Here is a 26,452-nt window from a genome sequence, read left to right as displayed (position 1 = left end):
ATACGTCGGCGTAGGGTCAGAGCCCGACCATGCGCCGAATATCGCTCGGTGTGGCCCCGTCGGCCCGGTAGGCCGCGATGGCACGGGCGTCGTCGCGCTTGGCCAAGCGCTTGCCTTGGTCATCGCGGATCAGGCGGTGATGGTGATAGTCCGGTGTCGCCAGGCCCAGCAGTCTTTGCAGGACCACGTGGATTTTGGTTGCCTCAAACAGGTCCTGCCCCCGCACGACATGCGTTATGCCCTGAGCGGCATCGTCCAGGACGACCGAAAGGTGATAGCTGCCCAGAAAGTCCTTGCGCGACAGGACGACATCGCCAACCTCGCGCACCAACTCCTCTGGGGTGAAGGTGACCGTGCGGGTCTCAAGTGTCTGGATGTCGGTTATTTCGTGAAAATTCGCCATGGTCGTGCCACCACCCGGTCGATCGATCCGGCTGTCGCAAACTGCGCGCGCGGCGGTCTCCATGTGCAAGCGCAGCGCGGTCTGTTCCGGCATGGGGGTCGACGAATAGGCCGCGCCCGTCGCGTCGTGCCAACTGCGGCAGGTTCCCGGATAGATCAGCCCGTCTGGCCCGTGGATCGGATCGCGTTCTTGCGGCGCGCTGGCGGCCTGCGCGATGTCGCGCCGGGTGCACGTGCAGGGGTAAAGCCAACCGCACTTCCACAGCCGTTGAAGAGCTGTGCGATAAGCTGGCAGCCGATCCGACTGGCGCATTACGGGGGTTTCCCACGTCAGCCCCAGCCATTCCAGATCGTCAAAGATCTGCTGCTCCCATTGGGGTTTTGAACGTTGGCGATCGATGTCTTCAAAGCGCAACAAAAATCGCCCGCCGTTGGCCATCGCCATGTCGTGGGCCATCAGCGCGGAAAAGGCGTGACCCAAGTGCAGCGGCCCTGTCGGGCTGGGGGCGAACCGGGTCGTGACTGACATCAGCTTTGGCCTGAAAGCCAGTCCTGAAAATGGATCTTGGCGCGATCTGTGTAGGCTTTGTAGCGGTCTTTGCGGCCCCGTCGTCCGCCGCGCAATCCTTCGACGGGCGGCAACAGGCCAAAATTCACGTTCATCGGCTGAAAGGTCTTGGCCTCGGCCCCGCCGGTGATGTGGTGGATCAGTGCGCCCATGGCCGTGGTGCGCGGGGGGCTTGCGATTGGCTGGCCAAGGATCTCGGCGGCCGCAAGGCGCCCTGCCAAAAGGCCCATCGCCGCGCTTTCCACATACCCCTCAACCCCGGTCACTTGTCCGGCAAAGCGGATGTACGGGCGCGAGCGCAGGCGCATCTGGTCGTCCAACAGTGTGGGCGAGTTCAAAAATGTGTTGCGGTGGATCCCGCCCAAACGTGCGAAAGACGCGTTCTCCAGGCCGGGAATCGTACGAAAAACAGTTGTTTGGGCGCCGTACTTCATCTTGGTTTGAAAGCCGACGATATTGTAGAGCGTGCCCAATTTGTTGTCCCGGCGTAGCTGGACAACCGCGTAGGGCTTTTCATCTGGCTTGTGGGCATTGGTCAGGCCGATAGGCTTCATCGGACCGAACCGCAGGGTTTCGCGCCCGCGTTCCGCCATGACTTCGATTGGCAGACAGCCGTCGAAATAGCCGGCCGTTTCGCCTTCGTGGAATTCCGTTTTGTCCGCGGCCAGAAGAGCGTCGATGAAGGTTTCGTACTGGTCTTTGGTCATTGGGCAGTTGAGGTAGGCTTTCTGCTCTTCCTCGGTCTCGCCCTTGTCGTAGCGGCTCTGGAGCCAGGCGACGTCCATGTCGATACTGTCGGCATAAACGATCGGCGCGATAGCATCGAAAAACGCCAGTCGGTCGGTGCCGGTTTCCTGCGCGATGGCGTCTCCCAGCTTGGCCGAGGTAAGAGGACCGGTCGCGAAAATCCAGCTTCCGCTATCGGGAAGAGACGTGATTTCAGCGTCTTGGACCGTGATGTTCGGGTGGTTCTTAAGATTGTCTGTCACCCATTGCGCAAAGGGGTCGCGATCTACGGCCAGGGCCCCACCGGCGGGCAGACGGTGCTTGTCAGCCGCCGCCATGATCAGCCCATTCGCAGCCCGCATTTCCCAGTGCAAAAGGCCGACGGCGTTTTGTTCGCTGTCATCACTGCGGAATGAATTCGAGCACACCATTTCGGCAAGGTTGCCGGTTTGGTGGGCAAAGGTTTCGACCTTGGGGCGCATTTCGTGGATCACGACCTGGACGCCCATATGTGCGGCCTGCCAAGCGGCTTCGGATCCGGCCATGCCGCCGCCGACGATATGAAGGGTTTTATTCATCCGGGCGATGTAGGCGCATTTGGCGGGGATGGGAAGGGGGCTTTCCACCCCCATCGCGGCCCGTTACGCCGCCCCCGATGATATTTTCGAAAAGAAGAGTGTGGTTTACTCGGCCACAGGCGTTTCGGCCTCTTCTTCGTCTTGTTCTGCGATCCACGCAACGCTGACGACTTCCTCGCCCGCGGCGGTGTTGAATACCTTGACGCCGCCAGCACTGCGTGAGCGGAACGAGATCCCATCTACCGGGCAACGGATCGATTGGCCCTTCGAGGTGGCCAACATGATCTGGTCCCCTTCGGAAACCGGGAAAGAGGCGACGAGCTGGCCACCGCGCATCGCCTTGTCCATGGCGGCAACACCTTGGCCACCGCGCCCGCGGACGGGGTAGTCGTGCGACGAGCTGATTTTGCCGGTTCCATTTTCCGCGATGGTCAGGATCAGGTCTTCGGCGTTGCGCATTTCTTCAAACCGCTCGGCACTGATGTTGCCTGCTGGAACATCATCGTCGTCTGAGATTTCTTCATCGGTACCAGACAATTGGCGACGCATCTTAAGGTAGGCTGCGCGTTCCTCTGAGGTGGCTTCGAAGTGGCGGATAACTGACATTGACACCACGCGGTCGTTCTCTTGCAGGCGCACGCCGCGCACACCCGTGGAATCGCGGCCCTTGAAGACCCGTACTTCGGTCGTGGGGAAGCGGATTGCACGGCCGCGCGCGGTGACCAGCATGACATCGTCATCTTCGGTGCAGATCCGCGCATTGACCAGGCGAACGCCCTCGGGCAGTTTCATAGCGATTTTGCCGTTGGATTTCACGTTGGTGAAATCGGACAGGGCGTTCCGGCGCACGTCACCGGCGGTCGTGGCGAAGAAGATCTGCAGGTTGTCCCACTCTAGTTCCGGCGCATCGACCGGCATGATCGCGGCGACCGATACCCCCGGCGGGATTGGCAGGATATTGACAATTGCCTTGCCCTTCGATGTACGGCCACCCAACGGCAGGCGCCAGGTCTTGATCTTGTAAACCATGCCGTCAGTGGTGAAGAACAGCAGTTGGGTATGGGTGTTGGCCACAAAGAGGTTGGTGACAACGTCCTCTTCCTTGGTCTGCATGCCCGACAACCCTTTGCCGCCACGCTTTTGGGCGCGGAAATCAGCCAGGGCGGTGCGCTTGATATAGCCACCCGATGTGACGGTGACGACCATGTCTTCCTGTTCGATCAGGTCTTCATCGTCCATGTCGCCGGACCAGTCGACGATTTCGGTGCGGCGGGGCCCGGCAAATTCGTCGCGCACTTCGCGCAGCTCGGTCGAGATGATGTCCATGATCCGGGCGCGCGACGACAGGATATCCAAGTAATCCCGGATGTTTGCGGCCAGCTCTTGAAGTTCGTCCGTCACCTCGCGAACGCCCATGGCGGTCAGGCGTTGCAGGCGCAATTCAAGGATGGCACGGGCCTGCACTTCGGACAGGTTATAGGTGCCATCGTCGTTGATCTTGTGGGTCGGATCATCGATCAGCGCGATGTATTCGGCGATGTCCTGCGCGGGCCAGCGCCGCGTCATCAGTTTCTGCCGCGCATCAGCCGGATCGGCCGAGGCCCGAATGGTCGCGACAATTTCATCCACATTCGACACGGCGACGGCAAGACCACATAGAACATGGCTGCGTTCGCGGGCCTTGCGCAGCAAATAGGCTGTGCGCCGCGCAACAACTTCTTCGCGGAACTGGATGAAATAGCGCAAGAAATCGTTGAGCGTCAGCTGCTCGGGACGCCCACCGTTCAACGCCAGCATGTTGCAGCCGAAGCTGGTCTGCATGGGCGTGAAACGGAAGAGCTGATTCAGAACAACCTCGGGCGTGGCATCGCGTTTCAGTTCGACCACCACACGCACGCCGACGCGATCTGATTCATCCTGAACGTGGGCGATGCCCTCGAGTTTCTTTTCCTTGGCCAGGTCAGCGATCTTTTCGATCATGTTGGCCTTGTTGACCTGATAGGGGATTTCATCGAGGACAATCGCATAGCGGTCCTTGCGGATTTCCTCGACCCGGGTCTTTGCGCGGATCACGACGCTGCCGCGCCCTTCCAGATAGGCTTTGCGCGCACCCGATCGGCCCAGAATGATGCCACCTGTGGGAAAGTCCGGGCCGGGGATGATCTCCATCAGCCGTTCGGTGCTGATATCGGGATCTTCGATCATCGCCAGAGTGCCGTCGATCACCTCGCCCAGGTTATGGGGCGGGATGTTGGTGGCCATGCCGACAGCGATACCGCCGGCACCATTGACCAGCATGTTCGGAAAACGCGCCGGCAAGACGACAGGTTCCTGATCCTTGCCGTCGTAGTTGTCCTGAAAATCAACGGTATCTTTGTCGATATCGGCCAGAAGGCTGTTGGCCACTTTGGCCATGCGCACTTCGGTGTATCGAAAGGCTGCGGCCTTGTCGCCGTCCATCGAGCCGAAGTTGCCCTGACCGTCGAGCAACGGCACAGACATGGAAAAGTTCTGCGTCATCCGCACCAGCGCATCGTAGATCGCCGCGTCACCGTGGGGGTGGTATTTACCCATCGTGTCGGCGACCGGGCGCGAGGATTTGCGGTAAGGCTTGTCAAACGTATTGCCGACCTCATCCATCGCATAAAGGATGCGCCGATGGACGGGTTTAAGCCCATCGCGCAAATCGGGAATCGCGCGGCTGACGATCACGCTCATCGCATAATCGAGATAGCTGGTCTTCATCTCTTCCGAGATCGAAATCGTCGGCCCGTCATAGGCCGGACGCTCGGGACCGGAATTGTCTTCGTTGTCAGACGTTTCTGGGGTGTCGCTCACGTGGCTTGCCGCTCTGTTGTTATCGCTCTGTATATTGTTGCGAGCACTCTATCAGAGACAGGATATGGGGTGCAATGGCCGATGCGCACAGCCTTCGGCAGCCACGGATGGCGAGTGATAACACACTGTTTTTGTTGATTTGTTAATGGAATCGCGCTGTCATTCTGACATGGGAATGTGAATCGCAACAGGGATGCACGACGAATGACACAGGAAACGGAACTTTTGCTGGCAGGATATGGTCTGACAACGGCCGAGATGTTTTACAGGATGCCGGATCACCAATCGGTGCTCAATTCCTACATTTGGCAAGACTACGATCTGGCCCCGGACTATCCGAAATTGTTCGAGTTCATTGAATTTTGGCAACGCGAGCTGGATGGCCCGCTGCACTCTGTTCGCTTCACTCACCGCAATCTGATTGCGCCGGGTCAGTGGCGCAACGTGGTGGGGGAACTGCCCCTGCACTAAGTCCGGCGCGCAGCCATCACCCACAACACGGCAAGCCCCAGCGAAAACAGCATGTTCCATGTGGCCATCGACAGGCCCAGCATCGCCCATGCGACCTCATCGCACATAATGACGGTATCGGCGATCTGGGTCGACAGCAGGTCGGCGCCGGATAGCCCGGACAGATCGTTGCCGGCCCCCGTGCAAGACGTCGGGCCCTGCCACCAGCCGCGCTCGACCCCTGTGTGATAGGCGCCGATGCCCGCAGTGCTAAGCGCCGCCAGCGCGCCTAGCCAAGCCAGCCCATACGCCCGCGTAGAGAGCGCGACCATACCCACCAGTATGGCGGCCGCGTGGGGCCAGCGCTGCCATAGGCACAGTTTGCACGGTGCGAAACCAAGGGCCTGAAATACAAAGGCCCCGGCCAGAAGCGCGACTGATCCGCCAGCCGCCAGAAGGATCATTCGTTGACGTGTCAAAGGAATTTCACCGCTGCAAACCCTCCGACCAGAAGCACCATGAAGACCGTGAACATCAAGCCCAAACGTTTCTCGATGAAATCACGAATGGGTGCGCCGAAGAAATAGAGCAGGGTGGCCACGATGAAGAACCGCGCCGCCCGCGCGACGATCGACGCCACGATAAACACCGGCACCGATAGTCCCGTGACCCCGGACATGATGGTAATGACCTTGAACGGGAATGGCGTGACCCCGGCGATCAGCACCGCCCAAGCACCCCATTCGTTGTACTTGGCAGCGAATTCGTCGAAATAGGCGTCTTTTCCGTAAAACCGCAGGATCGGATCGCCCACGGTTTCGAAAAGGCCCCAACCGATGAAATAGCCAAGCAACCCGCCCAGTACCGACGCCAGGGTGGCGACCCCGGCGATCAGAAACGCCTTGCGTGGCATCGCAACGATCATCGGGATCATCAGGATATCGGGCGGGATCGGAAAGACCGACGCTTCGACAAAGGCCACAAAGGCCAGCGCCCAGATCGCGTGGCGATGGCCTGCCAAAGACAGCGTCCAGTCATAGAGTTTGCGAAGCACTGACGGTGTCCTTTCGCCTCTGGTCGGGCTTTGGGTCTGTTTGGCCGGTGGCGCCTGTCACGTCAACCACTTGCGCCTTGCAAGGGCGGGCAGGGGCGGTATCCTTGCAACGGTTCAAGATGGAGGGCGTGATGCGCTGGCAAGGACGGCGGGGCAGCCGCAACATCGAAGACCGGCGACGCATGGGCGGTGGTGGCATCAAGATCGGCGGGCTCGGCCTGGTGATTATCTTGATCGTCGGCGCGGTGCTGGGCATTGACGTGCGTCCGCTTTTGAACAGCGGCATCGTGAACACCAGTGGGACCGGCGGCGAAGTGACAGCGGCCGATCAACGGGCTGGCGAATTCGTGTCGGTGACCCTGGCCGACACAGAAGAGGTGTGGGCCGACATATTCCAGAGCCAGGTGGGGCGGGCCTATGATCCGGTCACTCTGGTCCTGTTCAAAGGTGCCACGCAGTCACAATGCGGTGGGGCCAGTGCCCAGACCGGCCCGTTTTATTGTCCGCTCGACGAAAAAGTGTACTTGGACACCGATTTTTTCACCACGCTGGAACAGCGCATGGGCGCGGGCGGGGATTTCGCAGCTGCCTACGTGGTGGCGCACGAGGTCGCCCATCACGTGCAGGACGAACTGGGGATCCTGTCCGAGGCCAACGCCATTCGCCAGCGCGCAAGCCAGGAACAAAGCAATCAGATTTCAGTGCGAATCGAATTACAGGCCGATTGTTATTCGGGCATTTGGGCTCACCATGCCCAAGAAAATCTGGGCACATTGGAACGGGGCGATATTGCCGAGGCGATGAATGCCGCCGAACAAATCGGCGATGACACGTTGCAGCGCAATGCCGGCCAGCGTCCGATGCCCGACAGTTTCACACATGGGACGTCCGATCAGCGCCAGCGCTGGTTTGCCAAGGGGTACGAAACCGGTGAGATGCGGGCGTGCGATACTTTCAGCGCAAACCGCCTGTAGCCATACGCCTTGGTATGGCACGCCAAACGACATGCTATCGACGATTGGCTCTGGACGTTGCTGGCGCGCTTCGCTAAACCGCGCCCAGCCTGCCCGTGTGGCGGAATTGGTAGACGCAGGGGATTCAAAATCCCCCGCCTAACGGCTTGCCGGTTCGAGTCCGGCCACGGGTACCACAGGCTGCTTTTCCCCCATCCCAGACCTGCGACCTTCGTGGCGTGTGGGTCCCCTTGCATCCTGCGACGGGCCGATGCCTATTACGACTTCGGAGGGAATGAATGCGTCACCTTTTCATGATCATGTTGGTCTGCGCGTCGATGGTGGCCGGGTTGACCGGCGCGCGGGCCGATGTGCGCATCGCGGTGGCGTCGAATTTCATCGAGCCTGCACGCGCCCTTGGCGCCGTCTACACGGCACAGACTGGCGTTGACTGGCGGATCTCGCACGGCGCGTCGGGCGCTCTTGCGGCGCAGATCGAAAACGGCGCGCCGTTCGATCTGTTCCTGTCCGCCGATACCGACCGTCCCGCCTATCTGGACCAAAACGGGCGGGCGCTGGACCTGGCCACCTATGCCGTCGGGCGTTTGGTTCTGGTGCTCGCCGCTGGCGAAACCGCCCCTTTTCCGCAGGTTATCGAAGGCCTTCGCACCGCTGTTCCCGATCCGGCGGTGGCGCCTTATGGGCGGGCGGGCGAACAAGTTCTTTTGGGGCAGGGGTTCGTGGTAGCGGGCGATGCAGGGATCGTGTCTGGCGATGCGGTGCGCTCGACCCCTGCGCGCCCGGCGCTGGATGTGGTTTTGGCCCCCAATGTTTCGGCGGCGGCGTCGTATTTCGCGGTGGGCGCGGTTGATGCAGCTTTTGTCGCGGCCAGCCTGGTCCCCGCCATTGCCGCAAAACGGGACCTTCGCGTGATCGCTATGGACCAAGGCCATTCGCCGATCCGTCAAGACATGGCGCTGTTGACCGACCGACCCGAGGCACGCGCGGCGTTCGAATGGTTGCAATCTGATGCCGCCCGCGAAATCATCGCGCAAGCCGGCTATGACTTGCCGGAGCGTGAGTGATGGACGGGCTGTGGGCGCCGATCTGGCTGTCGCTGCGCCTGGCGGGGCTGACAACGATCATTCTGTTGATCCTTGGCCTGCCGTTGGCATGGTGGTTGGCCACCACCCGTTCCCGCGCCCGCCCCGTGATCGAAGCGATGACGGCCTTGCCCCTGGTTTTGCCGCCGACCGTACTGGGGTTCTATCTGTTGATCCTGATGTCGCCGCAGGCCCCTTTGGGCGCGGCGTTTCTACGGTTGACCGGCGGGACCCTGACATTCAGTTTTGCCGGCTTGCTGGTGGCGTCGGTGCTCTATTCGCTGCCCTTTGCCGTCCAGCCCCTGCAAACGGCTTTTGCCCAGATCGGCCCTGGCCCTCTCGAAGCGGCGCGAACGCTGGGGGCCAGCCGGTTTGACGCGTTTCGCAGCGTTGCCCTGCCACTGGCGCGCCCCGGGGTGATTACGGCCGCCGTGCTCAGCTTTGCCCACACTTTGGGCGAATTCGGTGTGGTGCTGATGGTGGGGGGGAACATCCCCGGACGTACCCGCGTCATTTCGATCGAAGTTTTCAGCGCCGTTGAAACCCTGGATTATGCGCGCGCGCATGTGCTGGCAGGTGGGCTTTTGGTGTTTTCATTTATCGTTCTGGTTGCGGTATATCTGCGCGGCCCAACACGGCAGAGGGCGCGTCTTGGCTGACCTTGTGTTCGACATTTCCATTGATCGGGACGGGTTCACGCTAGACATGGCCGAAACCATCCCGTTGCACGGGATCACGGCGATCAAAGGGCACAGCGGCTCGGGCAAGACCACGTTGCTGCGCGTGCTGTCAGGGCTGGAACCGACGGCCCGCGCCAGGATTGAAATGGCCGGCACGCGGATTGATGACACCCCCGTTGAAGCGCGGCGCATCGGCTTTGTGTTTCAGGACGCGCGGTTGTTTTCCCATATGAGCGTCGCGCAGAATCTGGCCTATGGCGCGCGGCGGCGCAGGGTCGCACAGACACGGATCGACGATATCATCCAGGCGCTCGATCTGGCTCCGTTACTCGGGCGTGCGCCAGCGGGGTTGTCTGGCGGCGAAGCGCGGCGCGTGGCCCTTGGGCGTGCGATGGCCTCGGGGCCGCAGCTGCTATTATTGGACGAACCGCTCTCAGGGCTGGATAGCGCCCGGCGGGCGGAAATCCTGCCATATATCGCACGGGCCTCGGACAGTCTGGGCCTGCCCGTGATTTATGTCAGCCATGCCGGGCGCGAAGTGGATTTCCTGGCCGACCGGCTGTTGCGGATGTCTGAGGGCCGATCGTTGGGGTGGGAGCATCCGCCACTTGCCTTGCCAGCGACCGCGCGCCGCGATGGGCAGGTCGAAGTCTTGGGCCAGATGGTGAACGTCGGTCATAGCGACCCGCCGGGGACGCAAGGAGAGATCCGACCGCTTGGTCAGATCCTGATTGCCGACCAGGATCCCGGCAGAACATCTGCCGCGCTGTCCATGAAAGCGCAGATCAGGGACGGGCAGCTTGATCTGGGCGCGGGACAGCGACTGTCCCCGGATCACGTGACCGGCCATTGGCCCGTGACAGATCTGGCCGAAGGGACACCGCTGTGGATCTGCGCGGGGGATGTCGCATGGCGGCCCCGCGCTTGACGTAGCATCTTGAAAAAGCCGCAATCGGGCCTGTTGTGTCGCATCAGCGTACTCAAACCTTGTCTAATTCGCCCAAGGGATTCGGATTGTTCTGAGATTGCGGTTTTCAGGCGCTGGAATCGCTGTTCTTGTTAACCAATTAAGAAGTTTTGTGACGCGACTTTGGGGTCCCGAATATCGAAACGATCGATTAATAAATTTCCGGACCAAGGCGGCGTAACGCGCTGTATAAGCCACTGTTAAAAAACCATAAACGAGATCATCGCCAAAATTTCTAGACGTTCACTGTCACAACCTTGCCGGGTAATTGTTCTTATTCCGTCAACAACACCCATTCGGCGACGGCTGGAATTGGGCAGAACTGGCATCTCGCTGACACATTTCAGTCTCTTTTTCCTTTCGATGGCCCCATGAACTGCCTAAATAGATGTTGCCCAACTGGGGGGCGATGTCTGCTAAGGCCACGGGGGCGGCCGCACATGCACTTCTACGTTTGTAGAAGAGCAGAGGTGTGTGTCGCTTTAAGACGGTGTTTCGACACACCGCGCGCGCATTTCTGGCGATCCGCCTTTGATGGGGGATCGTGGCGTCAGCCCCTCTTCTTCAGACATTGCCCGCATCGTGCGGACCGCCCGGTCTTTCACCGCATCGCCCGCTATAGGCGCACAAGATTTTCGGCGATTGTGTCGAACGGCAGGTGTCTGGGCACTTGCACGGAACGGAGAGAGCGATGACGTATTGGAAAACCAACGATGGCACTGGCACCGCAGGCAACGGGTTTGACCTGTCCGCCGCAGAGCACTTGATCGGGCTGTGGGATTTCAACGACGGGGCGAAAACCGCAGATACCGGCTTGACCGATGGGTTCGCTCAGAACGGACATCTCCATGGTGGGGCATCCATCGCGGATGGCGCGCTGAGGCTGGATGGACTGCTCGATTATTTTGACGTGTCCGGGGCCACTGTACCGTTCGATCTGGCCACTGGCACCGTCATGGTTCAGTTCACGCCCGGCTTGCATGTCGGCCTCAGCCCGAACACCGTGGTCAGCCGCGGAGAATACTGTGATCGCGCCAGCGAGGGATATTTCGGTATCCAGGTCACCGCCGCGGGCCAGGTTCAACTGCAGCACCACGACAATGGCACGTCGGTCACGCTCGCGACCGAGGCCGGGTTCTTTGCGCCCGGTGATGAACTGCGTATGGCCTATACTTGGGACGCAGCATCCAGCGGAACACTGGTTGTAGAAAATATCACGACCGGCGAAAGCACCGCTTTGGGCCACGATGTGATTGGTTTGTCGATGGATATCAGCGACAAGGACAACGAGAATTTTACCTTTGGCGCGCGCGAAGTCGATGATGCCCAGTACGATCAATACTTCAGGGGTCAGATCGACTATGTCGCCGTTTTTGATGCCAATATCGTGGCATCCAGCGACGGGATCGTATCGGGCACTGGCGATGATGACCTGATCGATTTGGCTTATACGGGCGATCCCGACGGTGACATGGTCGACGCGGGCGACGCTGTTCGGGTGGGCGACGCCGGCGACGATGATCTCATCCAGGCGGGCGCGGGCAATGACACGGTCAACGCGGGCCTTGGCAACGACGAGATTTATGGCGACAGCGGCACGGGCACGCCCATCACCGTCCGAGAGAGCTTCAACTGGTCGGATCTGGACGATACCGACAGGTTTGGCTACGGCACGGTGGATAATGGCGAAAGTCTGGATGGCGACACGTTGGTCCAGAGCACCGGCAACGTCACCGTGACGGTCGTTGCCCCGGCCTCGCCACTGGACAGTGAATTCGACACGCGCACGATCTCCGTGGCCGGGATCGATGGCGGGGATGAGTCGGTCGACGCGAATTCATCCCTCTATTCCGCAGCGCAGGCGGGCGAAAGCGACGCGTATGAAATCAGCTTTTCGACCCCCGTGCAGGATGTCAGCTTTAACGTAGCCGACATCGACGCCGACTTGGGGCAGGTGACGGTTTATGCCTTTGATGCCGACGGCAACAAGATACCCGTCGCGCTGACCGCCGGCAGTGATCTGGTGCTGAGTGATATGGACGGCGTCAACGGCGCCGACACCGCCACGACCACGAATTCCGACAATGTGGCGCCGACTGAGGCGTCAAACACGGTGACTGTCGCAATAGCAGGCCCGGTGGCACGGATTGAGATCGTGCACACCAGCGCCGGCAGCGGCACCTCGGGTATCAATGTTTCGGACATTTTCTTTGACGCGATTATCGGCGTGGCCGAAGGCGCGGGCGACGATGTTCTGGCGGGCGAACTGGGCGACGATCTGGTCTATGGGCAGGGCGGCGACGACACGATTCTGCTGGCCGATGATTTCGGCGCTGACACGATCGTGGGCGGCGAAACCGCCGAGTCAGACGGCGACACGCTGGACGCCACCGCAGTGACCGAAGACACCACGGTTGTCTTCACCAACAACCCCGAGTCCGGGACCATCGCAAACGGCGCGGATACCGCACGTTTTTCGGAAATCGAAAACGTGATGCTCGGCAGCGGTGATGATGACGTTACCGGCGGCACCGGGAACGACCAGGTTGATCTGGGCCAGGGCCGCGACGTGGCCAACTTGGGGGCGGGCAATGACACCGTCAGCCTGGGGCAGGGTGGCGATGGCAGCCCTGATGGCGATGCCGATTTGCTGGTGTTTTCGGATGGTGATGGCGACGACACGGTGCAGGATTTCGACGCGCCGGTCGTGAATGCGGATGGCACCGTCACTGGTATCGACATGTTGGATGTCACAAACCTGCACAATGCGGGCGGCGATCCGGTCAACACCGACGATGTGACCGTTGCAGCCGATGGATCGGGAAACGCGGTTCTGACCTTCCCGAACGGGGAAAACCTGACATTGGTCGGGGTTCCTGTGGCTGCGCTCGATACGCCGGACAAACTGCACGCGATCGGTATCCCACTGCCGCTTGACGGCATTGTTTCCGGAACGGATGGCGATGATCTGATCGATCTGGCCTACACGGGCGACCCCGACGGTGACATGGTCGACGCCGGTGACGCGGTTCTGCCAGGCCAAGGGCCGGACGACGATATCATCGTTGCAGGCGCGGGATCCGACACGGTCTATGCCGGGTTCGGCGACGATGATGTCACGACTGGCGATGGCAACGACAGCGTCTTTGGCGAAGATGGCAATGACGTGATCAACACCGCGGGCAGCGATCCCAGGATCGACGCGCAGCTTAGCCCGCTGGATACGCCCGATTCCACTCCGGACGATGACCGCGACTTTGTCGATGGCGGGGCCGGGAATGACATCATCCACACCGGCGATGACCGTGACACGATCTTTGGCGGTGACGGCGCGGATCTGATCTTCTCCGGGATCGACGACGACTGGATCGATGGCGGCGACGGGAATGACATCATCACGGCCGGGCAGGGCGACGATACCATAATCGGCGGTCTTGGGGCCGACCTGATGGATGGCGGGTTGGGTGACGATCTGTTCACCGGGCTAACCGCGGGCGATGTGATCATTGGCGGCGAAGATGTCGATGGGAATGACATCGACACGCTGGATCTGTCAGGATTGGGCGCGGTGCGCGTGACCTATGATCCGATTGATTCCGAATCTGGCATCGTCGAATTTCTTGACGGAGAAGATGGCGCGATGACCGGCGCGCTCAGCTTCCACCAAATTGAAAACGTGGTGCCCTGTTTCACACCCGGCACGCTGATCGCTACGCCAAAGGGCGAACGTCCGGTCGAAGAACTGCGTGAAGGCGACAAGGTCATCACCCGCGACAACGGGATCCAGGAAATTCGCTGGGTCGGCGCCAAGGAAATGGATTGGAAGGCATTGGCCGCCAATCCGCATCTCAAGCCGATCCTGATCAAGGCGGGGACCTTGGGCGATGGCTTGCCCGAACGGGACATGATGGTATCGCCCAACCACCGGATGTTGGTCGCGAATGACCGCACCGCGCTCTATTTCGAAGAGCGCGAAGTTCTGGCGGCGGCCAAGCACCTGATCAACCATCAGGGCATCATGCAGGCACAAGTGATGCGCACGACATATATCCATTTCATGTTCGACCAACACGAAGTTGTGCTGTCTGACGGGGCATGGACCGAGAGCTTTCAGCCCGGGGATTATACGCTCAACGGTATCGGCAATGCACAGCGGGTCGAGATCCTCGAGTTGTTCCCGGAACTGGCAACGGTCGAAGGGATCAAAGGCTACACCACCGCGCGCCGTGCCCTGAAAAAGCACGAGGCGATGCTGCTGGTCGAATAATGCAGCCTCCGGGCCTTGTTTTGGCCCGGATCCGATCTTGAAGGCGGGGGCGCTTTTGGATCAACCGCCCATCAAGGGCAAGAAACACCCGTGGGGGGCCACGGGTGTTTCATTTTTCGTGGCGTTTGCGCCAGGCCAGCCAGTCTTCGCGAGTGTCCAGATCCACGATCGCGCGCTCGTCCGGGCTGGGCACTGACAAAACTGTTTCGCCGCGCAGCACCGCGCGTCCGCCTTCATCCCCGCGCAGTCGCAACAGCGGCGCGAACAGGCGCGAAGGGAACAGCACCGGCGATCCTGTGCGGCCGTCGGGCGTTGTCAGCCGTGCCGGAAAATCGGGCGCTTGACGCCACCGTTTGACCAGGCGCAGCAGATCGCGCGAGGTAATTTGCGGCATGTCCGCCAGCATCATGATGCCTGCCTTAGCCCCGTCCGGCAGGGCACCGACGCCCGCGCGAAAACTGGCCGACATGCCGTCGCCCGCATCCGTGGCTGTGACCCGCTCGGCTGGTAGATCAGCGATAGCGGCGGTCCGCTCGGGTCTGTCTGGCGGCAAGATCACGTGCACAGGCAGGCCAGTGCCTAATGCCTGCACTGTTTGCCGGCGGATCAGGGGCACCCCGTCAATCGGTTCCATCAGCTTGTCGCCACCGCGCATACGCGATGATCCACCGGCCGCGAAAAGCAGGATATGCGCCGTCATTTTTCTGGGATCAGGCCGCGCGGGCTGAACCGCATCACGACCAACAGCACAATGCCCATCAGAAGCATCCGCATATGTGCGACACTATCAAGAAGATGAATCTTGAGCGCTGAACCATCGGCCAAGCCGGACGTAAGCAGCGCCATGATTTCGCCGCCCCGGTTTTCCACCTCGACCCAGAGGAACCAGATCAGCAGCCCCCCCAGCACCGCGCCCCAATTGTTGCCCGAGCCACCGACAATGACCATCACCCAGATCACGAATGTGAATCGCAGCGGGTTGTAGCTGGCCGGTGTCAACTGACCGTCCAGCGTGGTCAACAATGCCCCACCGATGCCGCAGACCGCCGCACCAAGCACGAAAACTTGCAGGTGGCGGCGCTTGACGTCCTTGCCCATCGCTTCTGCGGCCACTTCGTTGTCGCGGATCGCGCGCATCATCCGGCCCCACGGTGACCGCAGCGCCAGCTCTGATCCGAGCAGGATCACGGCCAACACCATCGTGAACAACAGAGTATAGCCCAGATCAACCGCGACCGACGAGGCGGCAATCGGATCCGCGCCCCAGCTTTCCACACGGGAGACAAAGGTGGGCGAATTTTGCAGTTCGATCTCGTAGGGAACTGGGCGGGGCAGGCCGATCACGTTCTTGACGCCGCGGGTCAGCCAGTCTTCGTTTTTCATCATCGCCAGAATGATTTCACCGATGCCCAGTGTCGCAATCGCCAAATAATCCGAGCGCAGGCCAAGCGCGGACTTGGCAACCAGCCACGCCGCCCCGGCCGCGATCAGCCCACCCACGGGCCAGGCAAATAGCACCGGCAGACCCAGCCCGCCCAGGTATCCGGTGGCAGCAGGATCGACAGCCTCAATCGCCTGAACTGCCGGATCGAACATGGCGCGAAACAGGAAAAACCCGACGGCCAAGACACCGGTCACTGCAAGGGCGCGTGTCTTGCCCGCAGCCAAGCGGCGCCAGAGCCAGATTGCGCCTCCAATGACGGCGGCCCCGAACAACAGCGCGCCCCAGACACGCAGTCCTCCGGCAGCCCACGCGGCCGGCACCGGCGGCATCGACACCAGCACCACAGACAGCCCGCCAAGTGCGACGAACCCGACAACGCCGACATTGAACAGCCCCGCATACCCCCATTGCATATTCACGCCCAAGGCCATGATGGCTGAAATCAGCCCCATGTTCAGCAGCGTCAATGCATAGCGCCAGGTTTCATTCAGGCCGATCGCCACAAAAATCGCGCCGATTGCGGCAAACAGAAGAACAGCACGCCAGTTCATACCGATTTCCCCCTGAAAATGCCGGTCGGCCGGAAGAGAAGAACAATGATCAGGATCACAAAGGACACGGCCAATTTATAGTCGGTCGACAGCAATTGCAGCAGGCTGTCCGGTTGCCACCCCTCGGGGCCCAAATACCCGACCACCTTCTTGAAGGCATAGGTCAGCATGACCTCGGAATAGGCGACAACGAACCCGCCCGCGATAGCGCCCAAAGGCGATCCCAAACCGCCGACGATGGCACTTGCGAAAATCGGCAAGAGCAGCTGAAAATAGGTGAAAGGTTTAAAGCTCTTGTCCAACCCATAGAGCGTGCCGGCGACGACAGCCAGCGTCGCGACGATGATCCATGTGATCGCAACCACCCGTTCGGGATTGATGCCGGAAAGCAGCGCCAGGTCTTCGTTGTCAGAATAGGCGCGCATGGACTTGCCCGTGCGCGTGCGGTTCAGAAACCAGAACAGCAGTGCAACCACGATCACCGCCGTCACCACGGTCAGCATCTGGCTTGTGCGGATCACCAAAGGCTCGGCCAGCCCGGTGGCAGACTTGAATTCGCGCGCTGTCAGGATAAAGCGTTCTCCGTCAGCAAAACGGCGATCATCTGGCCCGATGATCAGACGCACGATGCCATTCATTACAAACATGATGCCCATGGACACGATCACAAGCGTGACCGGCGCGGCCTTGACCCGGCGGTAAAAGCGATAGACCACCCGGTCTGTGGCCAGCACCATTGCCGCCGTCACCACGATGCCGACCGGCAGGGCCAGCAGCGCCGTCGGCAGCGGACCGGCAGTGATCCCCACCGCCTGCAGCGCGCTGGTGGTCAACACGACGACCATAGTGCCAAAGGCCATAGTGTCTCCGTGGGCGAAGTTGGAAAAGCGCAAGATGCCGTAAATCAGCGTGACGCCCAGAGCACCGAGCGCCAATTGTGCCCCGTAGGTCGTGGCCGGGATGAGGACGTAATTGGACAATGCGACGATGGCGTTCAGAAAATCCATGTTTATCCCCCAAGAAATGTTTTGCGCACTTGGGGATCGGCAAGAAGCGCACTGCCTGTGTCGGTGAACGCGTTTGCGCCCTGCACCAGAACATATCCCTTGTCCGCGATTTCCAGCGCCTGGCGCGCGTTCTGTTCCACCATGAGGATCGATATGCCGGTGCGGGCCACTTCGATAATGCGGTCGAACAGTTCGTCCATCACAATCGGACTGACTCCCGCGGTGGGTTCATCCAACATCAGAAGCTGCGGCTTGGTCATCAGCGCGCGTCCGACAGCGACCTGCTGTCGCTGCCCGCCCGACAATTCGCCCGCCGCTTGCCGCCGCTTGTCGCGCAGGATCGGGAACAGATCGTAAACCTGCTCAATCGTCTCGTAGATGTCATCGCGCCGGATGAAGGCGCCCATTTCCAGGTTCTCTTCGACGCTCATCGAGGTAAAGATATTGTGGGTCTGCGGCACGAAACCCATACCCTTTGCCACGCGCGCTTGCGGGGTCAGGTCGGTGATGTCTTCGCCGTTCAGTGTGACCGTTCCGGCGCGCAGCGGCAGCATGCCGAACACCGCTTTCATGGCGGTCGATTTGCCCGCGCCATTTGGCCCGACGATGACGGCGATCTGGCCAGTATCCACCGTTAGCGTGCAATCATGCAGGATGTCAGCCGCACCATAGCCGCCGCGCATACCCCGCGCCTCTAGAAAACTTGTCATCCTATACGCACCCGTATGGGGTGGGCCATACGCTGCCGTATGTCATGCGTTCGCCCCCGCCTTGTTCTTCAGGCCGGTGCCCAGATAGGCCTCGATCACCTGTTCATTCCTCATGATGTCTTCGGCGCTTCCTTCGGCCAGCACCTTGCCTTCGGCCATAACGATCACCGGGTCGCACAACCGTTTGATGAAATCCATGTCGTGCTCGATCATGCAAAACGTATACCCGCGTTCCTGGTTCAGCCGGACGATTGCGTCCCCGATTGTGCCCAACAAGGTGCGGTTCACGCCTGCGCCCACCTCGTCCAGGAACACAATCCGCGCGTCGACCATCATGGTGCGGCCCAGTTCGAGCAGTTTTTTCTGCCCGCCAGACAGGTTTCCGGCCCGTTCGTCCGCAAGGTGCGAGATGGTCAGGAAATCCAGAACTTCGTCCGCTTGGTCGCGCAGGGCCTTTTCCTCGGCCGCGATCTGTCGGCGGGCAAACCATGTGTTCCACAGCGCTTCGCCGGATTGATGCCCGGGCACCATCATCAGGTTTTCGCGCACGCTCAGCGACGAAAACTCATGCGCGATCTGAAACGTGCGCAGCAAGCCACGGTGAAAAAGATCATGCGGGGGCAGCCCGGTTATGTCTTCACCGTCCATGAAAACATGTCCCGAAGTGGGTTCAAGAACGCCCGCTATCGCGTTGAAAAGCGTCGTTTTTCCCGCTCCGTTGGGGCCGATCAAGCCTGTGATTTTGCCTTCGGCAATCTCAAGAGATGCGCCATCGACCGCCCTAAAGCCCCCAAAGTGCTTGTGCAGGTTTTCAACCCGGATCATCGCGTCATACCCCGTCCCGTCGCCGCGCATAGCAAAAGGGCAGCCCGGCATTTGTCCCGGGCTGCCCTTAGAGCAATTGTCGGTTCAGCGGAAGCTTACCGTTTCGTAAGCGCCACCTTCGATCTTGTATTCGCGATACGTGCCCGCGGCTTCACCGGGCCCGATCAGTTCGACACCGGTCGCGCCGACATAGTCGATTTCTCCGCCCTCAGCGAGGATATCCAGCGCCTTGCCCAATTCACCCGGCAGGATCGGTTCGCCCGGGGCATTGGCCACGTCCAGAATGTTGGCGGCTACGGTTGCACGATCGGCGTTGCCCCCCTTGGCCATCGCCAGGCCGATCAGCGCAGCGGCGTCATAGCTTTCGCGGGTGTAGACACTTTCGCCGTTCACGCCGCCGGCCGCAGAAATTTCCGCGAACTTGTCCGCACCTTCGCCCTGGCTCCACGGAGCAGCGCCAAAGGACCCTTCGAGCACGTCGCCCAAATCGGCAAGCAGGGCATCGGCATACATGCCGTCACCGAGCAGGAAGGTGTCAAAGGCGCCGGTGTCGGTCGCGCCCTGAATGATCCCCTTGCCACCCTGGTCGGCATAGCCAAATACGGCCAGCAGATCGCCCCCGGCGGACGCCAGCGCGCCGATTTCGGCGGAATAGTCGGCCTTGCCGTCTTCGTGTGCAGCCGAGATGGTTACAGTGCCGCCAGCTGCCTCGAAGGACGAAATGAAGCTGTCGGCCAGACCTTTGCCGTAATCGTTGTTGGTGTAGGTGACGGCGACGGATTTGACACCGCGGTCAGCCAGAATCTCGGCCAGAACTTCGCCCTGGCGCGCGTCCGAGGGCGATGTGCGAAAGAACAGACCGTTGTCTTCGGCCGTGGACAGCGCAGGCGAAGTTGCCGACGGTGATACCATCACCACGCCGTTGGGAACCGCAGCATTGGCCAGAACCGCGCCGGTGACGCCCGAACAGTCGGCGCCCATGATCGCGGCCACATTGTCCGAGGTAATCAGACGTTCGGCCGCCGCAGTTGCCGCAGCAGCGTCCACGCAGGTCGAATCAGCGCGCACGGGTTCCAGCGTTTTGCCGCCCAGGAACTTGCCGCTGTCGCTGATTTCCTTCATCGCAAGCTCGGCGCTGTCGGCCATATGGGGTGTCAGCGATTCAATCGGGCCCGTATAACCCAGGATCACGCCGATCTTGACCGAGTCAGACTGGCTTTCTGCGCCTGCGGTTCCGGCAATGATGGCGCCTAAAGCCGTGGCCATAAACAATTTTTTCATTCAACGTCTCCCAAATTGGATCTTTACCCTGCCCAGCAGGTTAAGCAGCGTAGCGCGAAAAGAAAAGGGGGCAGCAGGGCTGTCTAACTTTAAGTCACTGCGGGAAAAAATCGGCAACTCTCCGCCTGTCAGAGCAATTATTGGCCGCCGGTGTTTCATGTTGCCAAATCAACGTGCGATATGGTGAGGCAATCTTCTACTCACGGACTGCACAACAGCGCGATCGGCAATTTCCGCCAGTATCGCGCTGCCGGGCAAGGGAAGGGCTGGAAACGCGTCGCGATCCGACTAGTTCGAGGCTATGTTTACGCGCAGACGATTGATTGGTGTCACAGGCGCCGCTTTGGGTGGAAACGTTATGTCTTCTGCCTTTCCCTTGGCCGCAACGGCTCAGCCTATGGTGATGATTGACCGGATGTTCGACGGTTTTGAGTTGCCGTGGGGCTTTGATTTCCTGCCTGACGGGCGCGTCCTTGTGACCGAAAAGGCCGGGCGTCTTTGGCTGATGGGGCAGGACGGTCGGCAAGAATTGACCGGATTGCCCGAGATCACCCTACATGGCCAAGGCGGGTTGCTGGACGTGACTGTGTCGCGCGATTTCGTCAAAAGCCGCGAAATTTTTCTGACCTATGCGACCGCAATCGGGGCGGGCACGGGGACGGCACTCGGCATTGCGCGGCTTGAGCCCGGGCGCATCGTTGCGCGCGAGATTTTTCGGATGTCTCAGGGATCAAACGCGCGACAGCACTTTGGATCACGTGTGGTCGAAGCTGCGGATGGAACGCTGTTTGTGACCATTGGGGATCGGGGCGACGCCGACGCCGCACAAGATCTGGCACAGCACAATGGAAAAGTATTGCGGCTGAACCGGAGTGGGACCATTCCCTCAGACAACCCCTTTGTTGGACGCAGCGATGCCCGGCCCGAAATCTGGTCGTTCGGGCATCGAAATCCGCAAGGCGCGGCGTTGGATCCCCCCGCGCAACTTTGGACCGTTGAACATGGCGCACGCGGCGGGGACGAAATCAACCGCATCACCAAAGGGACAAACTATGGCTGGCCAGTCATATCCTATGGGACGCATTATTCGGGCAGAAAGATCGGCGAGGGCACCGAAAAATCCGGAATGGCGCAACCTGCACATTATTGGGACCCATCCATTGCCCCCTCTGGTTATGCCATTCATTCCGGCCAGGGGGCCGCTGCGTGGCGCGGTCTGCATTTCGTCGGGTCGCTGAAATTCGACTACATATCCGTGCTCGATCCGCGCGACTGGTCCGAGACCCGGATCGAGTCCCGTGCAACGCGGCGCGTGCGCGATGTGACCCAAGCGCCGGACGGCAGCGTATGGTTCCTGTCCGAAGACAATGGCGCGGTCTTCCGAATGCGGCCGCAGTAGCTGCAACCGGGCAGATGTCATGCACCGGCCATACGGCGGCGTATGCGGTGCGGCGTATAGGAAATAGGGGTTTCATCGTGATACGGTCGGACTTATAAGCGCAGACCTGATATCGCTAACTCGACTGACGCGGAGAGCAACATGACTGAGTGGTCCAAATCCAGCTGGAGAACCAAGCCACGGATCCAGATGCCCGACTACACCGACGCCAAGGCGCTGTCGGCTGTCGAAGGTCAACTTGCCAAGTATCCGCCGCTGGTCTTTGCCGGGGAAGCGCGCACCTTGCGCAACGAATTGGCCAAGGTCGCCCGAGGCGAGGCATTCTTGTTGCAAGGCGGGGATTGCGCCGAGAGTTTTTCCGAATTCGGCGCCGACACCATTCGCGATACATTCAAGGTGATGTTGCAGATGGCAATGGTGCTGACCTTTGGTGCCAAGGTCCCCGTGGTCAAGGTCGGCCGCATGGCGGGTCAATTCGCCAAGCCGCGCAGTGCGCCCACCGAAACCGTCGACGGGCTGGAACTGCCCAGTTACCGCGGTGACATCATTAACGGGTTTGATTTCGACAAAGCCAGCCGTGTGCCCGACCCTAGGCGCATGCTGCAGGCCTATACGCAGGCGGCGGCGTCGCTGAACCTGCTGCGCGCCTTTTCAAAAGGGGGCTTTGCCGATATTCACCGGGTGCATGCCTGGACTTTGGGTTTCACGGAATCCGACGAAGCCGAAAAATACCGGGACATGGCCAGCCGGATCCAGGATGCGCTGGATTTCATGAAGGCCGCAGGCATGACCGGGGATCACAGCCCCGATCTTCAGACCGTCGATTTCTACACCAGCCACGAAGCCCTTCTGTTGGAATACGAAGAAGCACTGACGCGGGTTGATTCGACCTCTGGCGCGACGATCGCCGGCTCGGGCCACATGGTTTGGATCGGGGATCGCACCCGTCAACCGGATGGCGCGCATGTGGAATTCTGCCGCGGAATCCAGAACCCGATTGGTCTGAAGTGCGGGCCAAGCACGACCGGCGACGATCTCAAGGTGTTGATGTCCAAGCTGAACCCAAAGAACGATCCGGGGCGCCTGACGCTGATCGCGCGGTTCGGGGCCGGGCAGGTGGGCGATCATCTGCCGCGTCTGATTAAGACGGTTCAGGCCGAAGGTGCCAACGTGGTCTGGTCCTGCGATCCCATGCATGGTAACACGATCAAATCCGCTTCGGGTTACAAGACCCGGCCGTTTGACAGCGTGCTGCGCGAGGTGCAGGAATTTTTCGCCATCCACAAGGCGGAAGGGACAATCCCTGGCGGCGTCCATTTCGAAATGACCGGCAAGGACGTGACCGAATGCACCGGCGGCGTGCGCGCCGTGACAGACGAAGATCTGTCGAGTCGGTATCACACCGCCTGTGATCCGCGCCTGAACGCCAGCCAGTCGCTGGAATTGGCGTTCCTGGTGGCCGAAGAACTCAGCAAGGTGCACGAGGCACAGACCGCCAAAGCTGTCTGACGCCGGGTCGCACCAAAAAATAGAGCCGGGCGTGTTGCGCCCGGCTCTTTCATTATAAAATCAATAGCTTAAATGAGCGCTGCCGCTTGCTCTCACATAATTGGCAGCGCGGTGTCCAGCGGTCACTCACGAAGCCGCATGGATTTCGAAATGTCAGATATCCCGGCGTTTTGCGCGGGCAAATATCAGTCGTCGGACTTGATCAGACGCAGGGCCGGACGCGGTTTGCCATCGCGGCCTTCGGTAATTGAAATGGTCGGTTTCTTGGGCCCATCGTTTTTGGCTTGCGCCTCATAGGCCGCTTTGGCTTCGGCAAATCCGGGGGGCACCGGCGTCTTTGCGGTGGGGCGGGCGCCGGGCATCGGCGCCGTCACGACCGGACCATCCGAGATAATCGGGCTGGTCGCGATATCGACAATCTGAAAGCGGCGCGGTTGGCGACCAATGTCACCGCGCGACTGAAGGCAGCCGAGCGCACGGTTCACATCGCCAAGATCGCTCTTCAGTGGGCACAACAGCAATTCAGCGTCCAGTGCGGCGCGCCCCACGCCCCGTTCGCCGCGTAGCGAAATGCGTGTGACTTGCGGGGTTTCGAACACGGCTTCCAGCGCCTTGGACAGATCGCCGCGGCTTTCGGGTACGAACATCGAAGTCAACGGCATGCCGCGGACCTCCATGCCCATCAGGTCCGACAGGTGCATCCCGGCGAGTCTGAAGCGGGCAATTCCGGTGGCGATCCGTTCGAGGATGAACGCGTATTCCAACGCCTCATTCATGCCGCGCGGGTCGATTTCCGAGCGCGCGGGAACCGGACGGCCGTTCCGCAACCCGTTCCAGTATGCTTCTACTTGACTCAGTGCCGGATAGATCATCTCGGACCTGCGAGGTTGAAGAGACACGATGTTTTCGCCACGAACGTACTCGATTGTCACGTCGATCACCACTTGCTTGACGTAGCTCTCTGAATTGCTGCCCAGAGCCGCGTCTGTTAACGAATAGCGTAAGGAACCTTACTCAGACCTTAATATGCCACAACTCTGCCCCATTTGGGAAAAATTCAATGGAAATGGTTAACGTGCCGAAGATCAGATCGATGACAGGGTTCGCCAGCGTTTCCGGGCAGGATGATCGGGCGGATTGGGTCTGGGAAATGCGCGCGGTCAACGGCAAAGGGTTGGATATCCGGCTTCGACTGCCGGACTGGATGGACGGTTTAGAGCCGTTCGTCAGGGCCGAAATTCCCAAGAAAATAAGGCGTGGCAGCGTCACCGTGTCTTTGCGCGTCAATCGATCGACCCGCAACCGCGTCGGCGTGATCAGCGAAACCGGCATGACAACCGCGCTGGATCGCATTCGCGCTGTCGAAGCGGCGGCGCGGGTGGCCGGTGTCCAGCTTGCACCGACCAGCGCGGCCCAAATCTTAACCATTTCCGGGGTGGTCGAAACCCCTGCCGATGGTGACGACAATATGTCGCTGCAGGTGCAAATCCGGTCCCAATTGCCCCGTTTGTTCGACGAATTTAACCATATGCGCGAATCCGAAGGGGCAGCCCTGCGGGGTGTTTTGGACCGACAGCTGGACGAAATGGCCGAGCTGACCGAACGCGCCGCCGAAATGGCCCGGACCCGCACCGCGCGGATGGGCGAGACGATCAAGGAGAACCTGGCGCGCATCATGGGCGCAGTTGATGCCGACCCCGACCGCGTGGCGCAGGAGTTGGCGCTATTGGCGGTCAAGGCGGACGTCACCGAAGAGGTGGATCGCCTGCGCACTCATGTGGCCAGCGCGCGCGCGCTGCTAGAGCAGGGGGGGCCAGTTGGGCGCAAGTTGGATTTCCTGATGCAAGAGTTCAACCGCGAGGCCAACACTCTGTGCTCGAAGGCCGGGGCACCGGATTTGACCGCGATAGGGCTTGACCTCAAGCACGTGATCGACCAGATGCGCGAGCAAGTGCAGAACGTGGAGTGATCATGGCGGACCGGCGCGGCCTTCTCATCATCTTGTCTTCGCCTTCGGGTGCAGGGAAATCCACACTGGCGCGGCGCTTGCGCGATTGGGACCCGTCGATCCGGTTTTCGGTTTCGGCCACCACGCGCGCTCCACGCCAGGGCGAAGTGGACGGCAAGGACTATTTCTTTGTCTCGGAAAGCGACTTCAAAGCCCAGGTGGCCCAGGGCGGCATGCTGGAGCACGCCCATGTGTTCGGCAATTTCTATGGCTCGCCCAAAGCGGCGGTGGAAGAGGCGATCGGGCAGGGGCAGGATGTGCTGTTCGATATCGACTGGCAGGGCGCACAACAAATCCGCAACTCGGATCTGGCCAAGCACACGCTGTCGATCTTTCTGTTGCCCCCGTCGATCAAGGAATTGAACCGGCGCCTCATCAGCCGCGGCCAGGACAGCGAAGAGACGATCAATCGGCGCATGCAGCGTAGCTGGGATGAAATCAGCCACTGGGATGCTTATGACTTTGTGCTGATCAACAACGATCTTGACCAGACCGAGGTGCAACTGCGTACAATCATCGAAGCCACCCGGTTGCGCCGTATTCAACAGCCCAGCCTGATTGACCACGCGCGTGCCCTGCAATCAGAATTCGAGGAGACCCGATGACGCTCTATGCCCTTGGCGATCACGCCCCCGTCCTGCCCGAAAACGGTGATTACTGGGTCGCTCCCGGCGCCCATGTGATCGGCAAGGTCGTGTTGGAGGCGGCCACGTCGGTCTGGTTCGGCAGCACGTTGCGGGGCGACAACGAAGTCATCCACGTGGGCCGAGGCAGCAATATCCAGGAAAACTGCGTGCTGCACACGGATATGGGTTTTCCGCTGACCATCGGGGAAAACTGCACGATCGGTCACAAGGCCATGCTGCACGGCTGCACGATTGGCGATGGCGCGTTGATCGGCATGGGGGCGACGATTTTGAACGGCGCCGTCATTGGTAAAAACGCCTTGATCGGGGCAGGGGCCTTGGTAACCGAAGGCAAGGAAATTCCAGAAGGTGCCGTGGTGATGGGCGCGCCGGGCAAGGTGGTCAAACAGATGTCGCCCGAGCAAGCCGCGCGTGTCGCCGCCGGGGCGCAGAATTATCAGAAAAACATGCAGCGCTACCGCGACGATCTGAAAGCGCTTGATTAA

Annotated in this window: 23 protein-coding genes and 1 tRNA gene; 12 read left to right on the top strand and 12 right to left on the bottom strand. The window is 60.5% G+C overall.

The features are described from left to right. Positions 1–16: 16 nt before the first annotated feature. From gluQRS to gyrA, 3 genes are all read right to left on the bottom strand, one after another. Complete coding sequence (gene gluQRS / locus ACP2AV_RS07050; RefSeq protein ID WP_426371992.1) at positions 17–931, bottom strand: tRNA glutamyl-Q(34) synthetase GluQRS; 915 nt, start codon at positions 929–931, stop codon at positions 17–19. Further along, the gene (trmFO, locus tag ACP2AV_RS07045; protein WP_426371991.1) at positions 931–2,274 is read right to left on the bottom strand and encodes a methylenetetrahydrofolate--tRNA-(uracil(54)-C(5))-methyltransferase (FADH(2)-oxidizing) TrmFO; all 1,344 of its coding nucleotides are present in this window, start codon (positions 2,272–2,274) and stop codon (positions 931–933) included. Before trmFO ends, gluQRS begins: the two co-directional genes overlap by 1 nt. A gap of 105 nt (positions 2,275–2,379) precedes the next feature. Further along, a complete protein-coding gene (gene gyrA, locus ACP2AV_RS07040; protein ID WP_426371990.1) occupies positions 2,380–5,112 on the bottom strand; it encodes a DNA gyrase subunit A in 2,733 nt (910 codons plus the stop codon). Positions 5,113–5,316: 204 nt separating this feature from the next. Between gyrA and ACP2AV_RS07035 the strand changes: the two genes are divergently transcribed. Then, positions 5,317–5,583, top strand: a complete 267-nt coding sequence (locus ACP2AV_RS07035) for an usg protein (protein WP_426371989.1) — start codon at positions 5,317–5,319, stop codon at positions 5,581–5,583. On the opposite strand, the gene ACP2AV_RS07030 is transcribed toward ACP2AV_RS07035, so the two are convergent. Together ACP2AV_RS07030 and ACP2AV_RS07025 are read right to left on the bottom strand one after the other, a co-directional pair. Continuing rightward, complete coding sequence (locus ACP2AV_RS07030) at positions 5,580–6,026, bottom strand: disulfide bond formation protein B (RefSeq protein ID WP_426371988.1); 447 nt, start codon at positions 6,024–6,026, stop codon at positions 5,580–5,582. The genes ACP2AV_RS07035 and ACP2AV_RS07030 overlap by 4 nt on opposite strands. A gap of 11 nt (positions 6,027–6,037) precedes the next feature. Then, complete coding sequence (locus ACP2AV_RS07025; RefSeq protein WP_426371987.1) at positions 6,038–6,616, bottom strand: YqaA family protein; 579 nt, start codon at positions 6,614–6,616, stop codon at positions 6,038–6,040. Between the two features lie 131 nt (positions 6,617–6,747). Between ACP2AV_RS07025 and ypfJ the strand changes: the two genes are divergently transcribed. The 6 genes from ypfJ to ACP2AV_RS06995 all read left to right on the top strand — a co-directional run bounded on the left by ypfJ (position 6,748) and on the right by ACP2AV_RS06995 (position 14,586). Next, entirely contained in the window at positions 6,748–7,590 is an 843-nt protein-coding gene (gene ypfJ, locus ACP2AV_RS07020) for a KPN_02809 family neutral zinc metallopeptidase (protein ID WP_426372172.1), read from the top strand. Between the two features lie 91 nt (positions 7,591–7,681). After that, a tRNA-Leu gene (locus ACP2AV_RS07015) sits at positions 7,682–7,766 on the top strand. A gap of 102 nt (positions 7,767–7,868) precedes the next feature. Continuing rightward, on the top strand, positions 7,869–8,654 hold the full coding sequence (gene modA / locus ACP2AV_RS07010) for a molybdate ABC transporter substrate-binding protein (protein ID WP_426371986.1): 786 nt from the start codon (positions 7,869–7,871) through the stop codon (positions 8,652–8,654). Continuing rightward, entirely contained in the window at positions 8,654–9,331 is a 678-nt protein-coding gene (gene modB, locus ACP2AV_RS07005; protein WP_426371985.1) for a molybdate ABC transporter permease subunit, read from the top strand. Before modA ends, modB begins: the two co-directional genes overlap by 1 nt. Continuing rightward, a complete protein-coding gene (locus ACP2AV_RS07000) occupies positions 9,324–10,280 on the top strand; it encodes an ATP-binding cassette domain-containing protein (RefSeq protein WP_426371984.1) in 957 nt (318 codons plus the stop codon). Before modB ends, ACP2AV_RS07000 begins: the two co-directional genes overlap by 8 nt. Before the next feature lie 730 nt (positions 10,281–11,010). After that, positions 11,011–14,586: a Hint domain-containing protein gene (locus tag ACP2AV_RS06995; RefSeq protein ID WP_426371983.1), complete on the top strand. Its 3,576-nt coding sequence runs from the start codon at positions 11,011–11,013 to the stop codon at positions 14,584–14,586. A 109-nt stretch (positions 14,587–14,695) separates the two neighbouring features. Here ACP2AV_RS06995 and ACP2AV_RS06990 read toward each other — a convergent pair whose 3' ends face one another. The 6 genes from ACP2AV_RS06990 to ACP2AV_RS06965 all read right to left on the bottom strand — a co-directional run bounded on the left by ACP2AV_RS06990 (position 14,696) and on the right by ACP2AV_RS06965 (position 20,404). Further along, positions 14,696–15,286 (bottom strand): nucleotidyltransferase family protein, encoded by a 591-nt coding sequence (locus ACP2AV_RS06990; RefSeq protein WP_426371982.1) that lies wholly within the window; start codon positions 15,284–15,286, stop codon positions 14,696–14,698. Continuing rightward, positions 15,283–16,581: a branched-chain amino acid ABC transporter permease gene (locus ACP2AV_RS06985; RefSeq protein ID WP_426371981.1), complete on the bottom strand. Its 1,299-nt coding sequence runs from the start codon at positions 16,579–16,581 to the stop codon at positions 15,283–15,285. The genes ACP2AV_RS06990 and ACP2AV_RS06985 overlap by 4 nt, the downstream gene beginning before the upstream one ends. Then, positions 16,578–17,588 (bottom strand): branched-chain amino acid ABC transporter permease, encoded by a 1,011-nt coding sequence (locus tag ACP2AV_RS06980; RefSeq protein ID WP_426371980.1) that lies wholly within the window; start codon positions 17,586–17,588, stop codon positions 16,578–16,580. The genes ACP2AV_RS06985 and ACP2AV_RS06980 overlap by 4 nt, the downstream gene beginning before the upstream one ends. Before the next feature lie 2 nt (positions 17,589–17,590). Next, positions 17,591–18,298, bottom strand: coding sequence for an ABC transporter ATP-binding protein (locus ACP2AV_RS06975; RefSeq protein WP_426371979.1), 708 nt, complete (start codon positions 18,296–18,298; stop codon positions 17,591–17,593). A 42-nt stretch (positions 18,299–18,340) separates the two neighbouring features. Beyond that, complete coding sequence (locus ACP2AV_RS06970; RefSeq protein WP_426371978.1) at positions 18,341–19,123, bottom strand: ABC transporter ATP-binding protein; 783 nt, start codon at positions 19,121–19,123, stop codon at positions 18,341–18,343. Positions 19,124–19,207: 84 nt separating this feature from the next. After that, positions 19,208–20,404, bottom strand: coding sequence for an ABC transporter substrate-binding protein (locus ACP2AV_RS06965; protein ID WP_426371977.1), 1,197 nt, complete (start codon positions 20,402–20,404; stop codon positions 19,208–19,210). Positions 20,405–20,801: 397 nt separating this feature from the next. Between ACP2AV_RS06965 and ACP2AV_RS06960 the strand changes: the two genes are divergently transcribed. Then, the gene (locus tag ACP2AV_RS06960) at positions 20,802–21,803 is read left to right on the top strand and encodes a PQQ-dependent sugar dehydrogenase (RefSeq protein WP_426371976.1); all 1,002 of its coding nucleotides are present in this window, start codon (positions 20,802–20,804) and stop codon (positions 21,801–21,803) included. A 141-nt stretch (positions 21,804–21,944) separates the two neighbouring features. Continuing rightward, entirely contained in the window at positions 21,945–23,312 is a 1,368-nt protein-coding gene (locus tag ACP2AV_RS06955) for a class II 3-deoxy-7-phosphoheptulonate synthase (RefSeq protein ID WP_426371975.1), read from the top strand. 185 nt (positions 23,313–23,497) lie between these two features. On the opposite strand, the gene ACP2AV_RS06950 is transcribed toward ACP2AV_RS06955, so the two are convergent. Beyond that, entirely contained in the window at positions 23,498–24,244 is a 747-nt protein-coding gene (locus ACP2AV_RS06950; protein WP_426371974.1) for a PAS domain-containing protein, read from the bottom strand. Between the two features lie 128 nt (positions 24,245–24,372). Here ACP2AV_RS06950 and ACP2AV_RS06945 point away from each other — a divergent pair, with 128 nt between their 5' ends. The 3 genes from ACP2AV_RS06945 to ACP2AV_RS06935 are packed head-to-tail and all read left to right on the top strand — an operon-like array spanning position 24,373 to position 26,452. Beyond that, entirely contained in the window at positions 24,373–25,281 is a 909-nt protein-coding gene (locus ACP2AV_RS06945) for a YicC/YloC family endoribonuclease (protein ID WP_426371973.1), read from the top strand. 2 nt (positions 25,282–25,283) lie between these two features. Further along, a complete protein-coding gene (gene gmk, locus ACP2AV_RS06940; RefSeq protein ID WP_426371972.1) occupies positions 25,284–25,925 on the top strand; it encodes a guanylate kinase in 642 nt (213 codons plus the stop codon). After that, positions 25,922–26,452 carry a gamma carbonic anhydrase family protein gene (locus ACP2AV_RS06935; RefSeq protein ID WP_426371971.1) on the top strand — a complete coding sequence of 177 codons (531 nt, stop codon included), beginning with the start codon at positions 25,922–25,924 and terminating at the stop codon, positions 26,450–26,452. Before gmk ends, ACP2AV_RS06935 begins: the two co-directional genes overlap by 4 nt.

It is taken from the genome of Aliiroseovarius sp. PTFE2010 (assembly GCF_049943335.1).
Lineage (GTDB): Bacteria > Pseudomonadota > Alphaproteobacteria > Rhodobacterales > Rhodobacteraceae > JBNFVY01.
Note: the sequence above shows the minus strand (reverse complement) of the source record. Positions and strands in the feature narration are given on the sequence as shown.

Excerpts from the sequence above, each read along its gene's own strand:
- ACP2AV_RS07035 (WP_426371989.1), top strand. The coding sequence starts at position 5,317 with ATGACACAGGAAACGGAACTTTTGCTGGCAGGATATGGTCTGACAACG.
- gluQRS (WP_426371992.1), bottom strand. The coding sequence starts at position 931 with ATGTCAGTCACGACCCGGTTCGCCCCCAGCCCGACAGGGCCGCTGCAC.
- ACP2AV_RS06955 (WP_426371975.1), top strand. The coding sequence starts at position 21,945 with ATGACTGAGTGGTCCAAATCCAGCTGGAGAACCAAGCCACGGATCCAG.
- ACP2AV_RS06980 (WP_426371980.1), bottom strand. The coding sequence starts at position 17,588 with ATGGATTTTCTGAACGCCATCGTCGCATTGTCCAATTACGTCCTCATC.
- ACP2AV_RS06960 (WP_426371976.1), top strand. The coding sequence starts at position 20,802 with ATGGTGATGATTGACCGGATGTTCGACGGTTTTGAGTTGCCGTGGGGC.
- modB (WP_426371985.1), top strand. The coding sequence starts at position 8,654 with ATGGACGGGCTGTGGGCGCCGATCTGGCTGTCGCTGCGCCTGGCGGGG.
- ACP2AV_RS06975 (WP_426371979.1), bottom strand. The coding sequence starts at position 18,298 with ATGACAAGTTTTCTAGAGGCGCGGGGTATGCGCGGCGGCTATGGTGCG.
- modA (WP_426371986.1), top strand. The coding sequence starts at position 7,869 with ATGCGTCACCTTTTCATGATCATGTTGGTCTGCGCGTCGATGGTGGCC.
- ACP2AV_RS06970 (WP_426371978.1), bottom strand. The coding sequence starts at position 19,123 with ATGATCCGGGTTGAAAACCTGCACAAGCACTTTGGGGGCTTTAGGGCG.
- ACP2AV_RS07030 (WP_426371988.1), bottom strand. The coding sequence starts at position 6,026 with ATGATCCTTCTGGCGGCTGGCGGATCAGTCGCGCTTCTGGCCGGGGCC.
- gmk (WP_426371972.1), top strand. The coding sequence starts at position 25,284 with ATGGCGGACCGGCGCGGCCTTCTCATCATCTTGTCTTCGCCTTCGGGT.
- ACP2AV_RS06965 (WP_426371977.1), bottom strand. The coding sequence starts at position 20,404 with ATGAAAAAATTGTTTATGGCCACGGCTTTAGGCGCCATCATTGCCGGA.
- ACP2AV_RS06995 (WP_426371983.1), top strand. The coding sequence starts at position 11,011 with ATGACGTATTGGAAAACCAACGATGGCACTGGCACCGCAGGCAACGGG.
- ACP2AV_RS06935 (WP_426371971.1), top strand. The coding sequence starts at position 25,922 with ATGACGCTCTATGCCCTTGGCGATCACGCCCCCGTCCTGCCCGAAAAC.
- ACP2AV_RS06990 (WP_426371982.1), bottom strand. The coding sequence starts at position 15,286 with ATGACGGCGCATATCCTGCTTTTCGCGGCCGGTGGATCATCGCGTATG.
- ACP2AV_RS06985 (WP_426371981.1), bottom strand. The coding sequence starts at position 16,581 with ATGAACTGGCGTGCTGTTCTTCTGTTTGCCGCAATCGGCGCGATTTTT.
- ACP2AV_RS06945 (WP_426371973.1), top strand. The coding sequence starts at position 24,373 with ATGGAAATGGTTAACGTGCCGAAGATCAGATCGATGACAGGGTTCGCC.
- ypfJ (WP_426372172.1), top strand. The coding sequence starts at position 6,748 with ATGCGCTGGCAAGGACGGCGGGGCAGCCGCAACATCGAAGACCGGCGA.
- trmFO (WP_426371991.1), bottom strand. The coding sequence starts at position 2,274 with ATGAATAAAACCCTTCATATCGTCGGCGGCGGCATGGCCGGATCCGAA.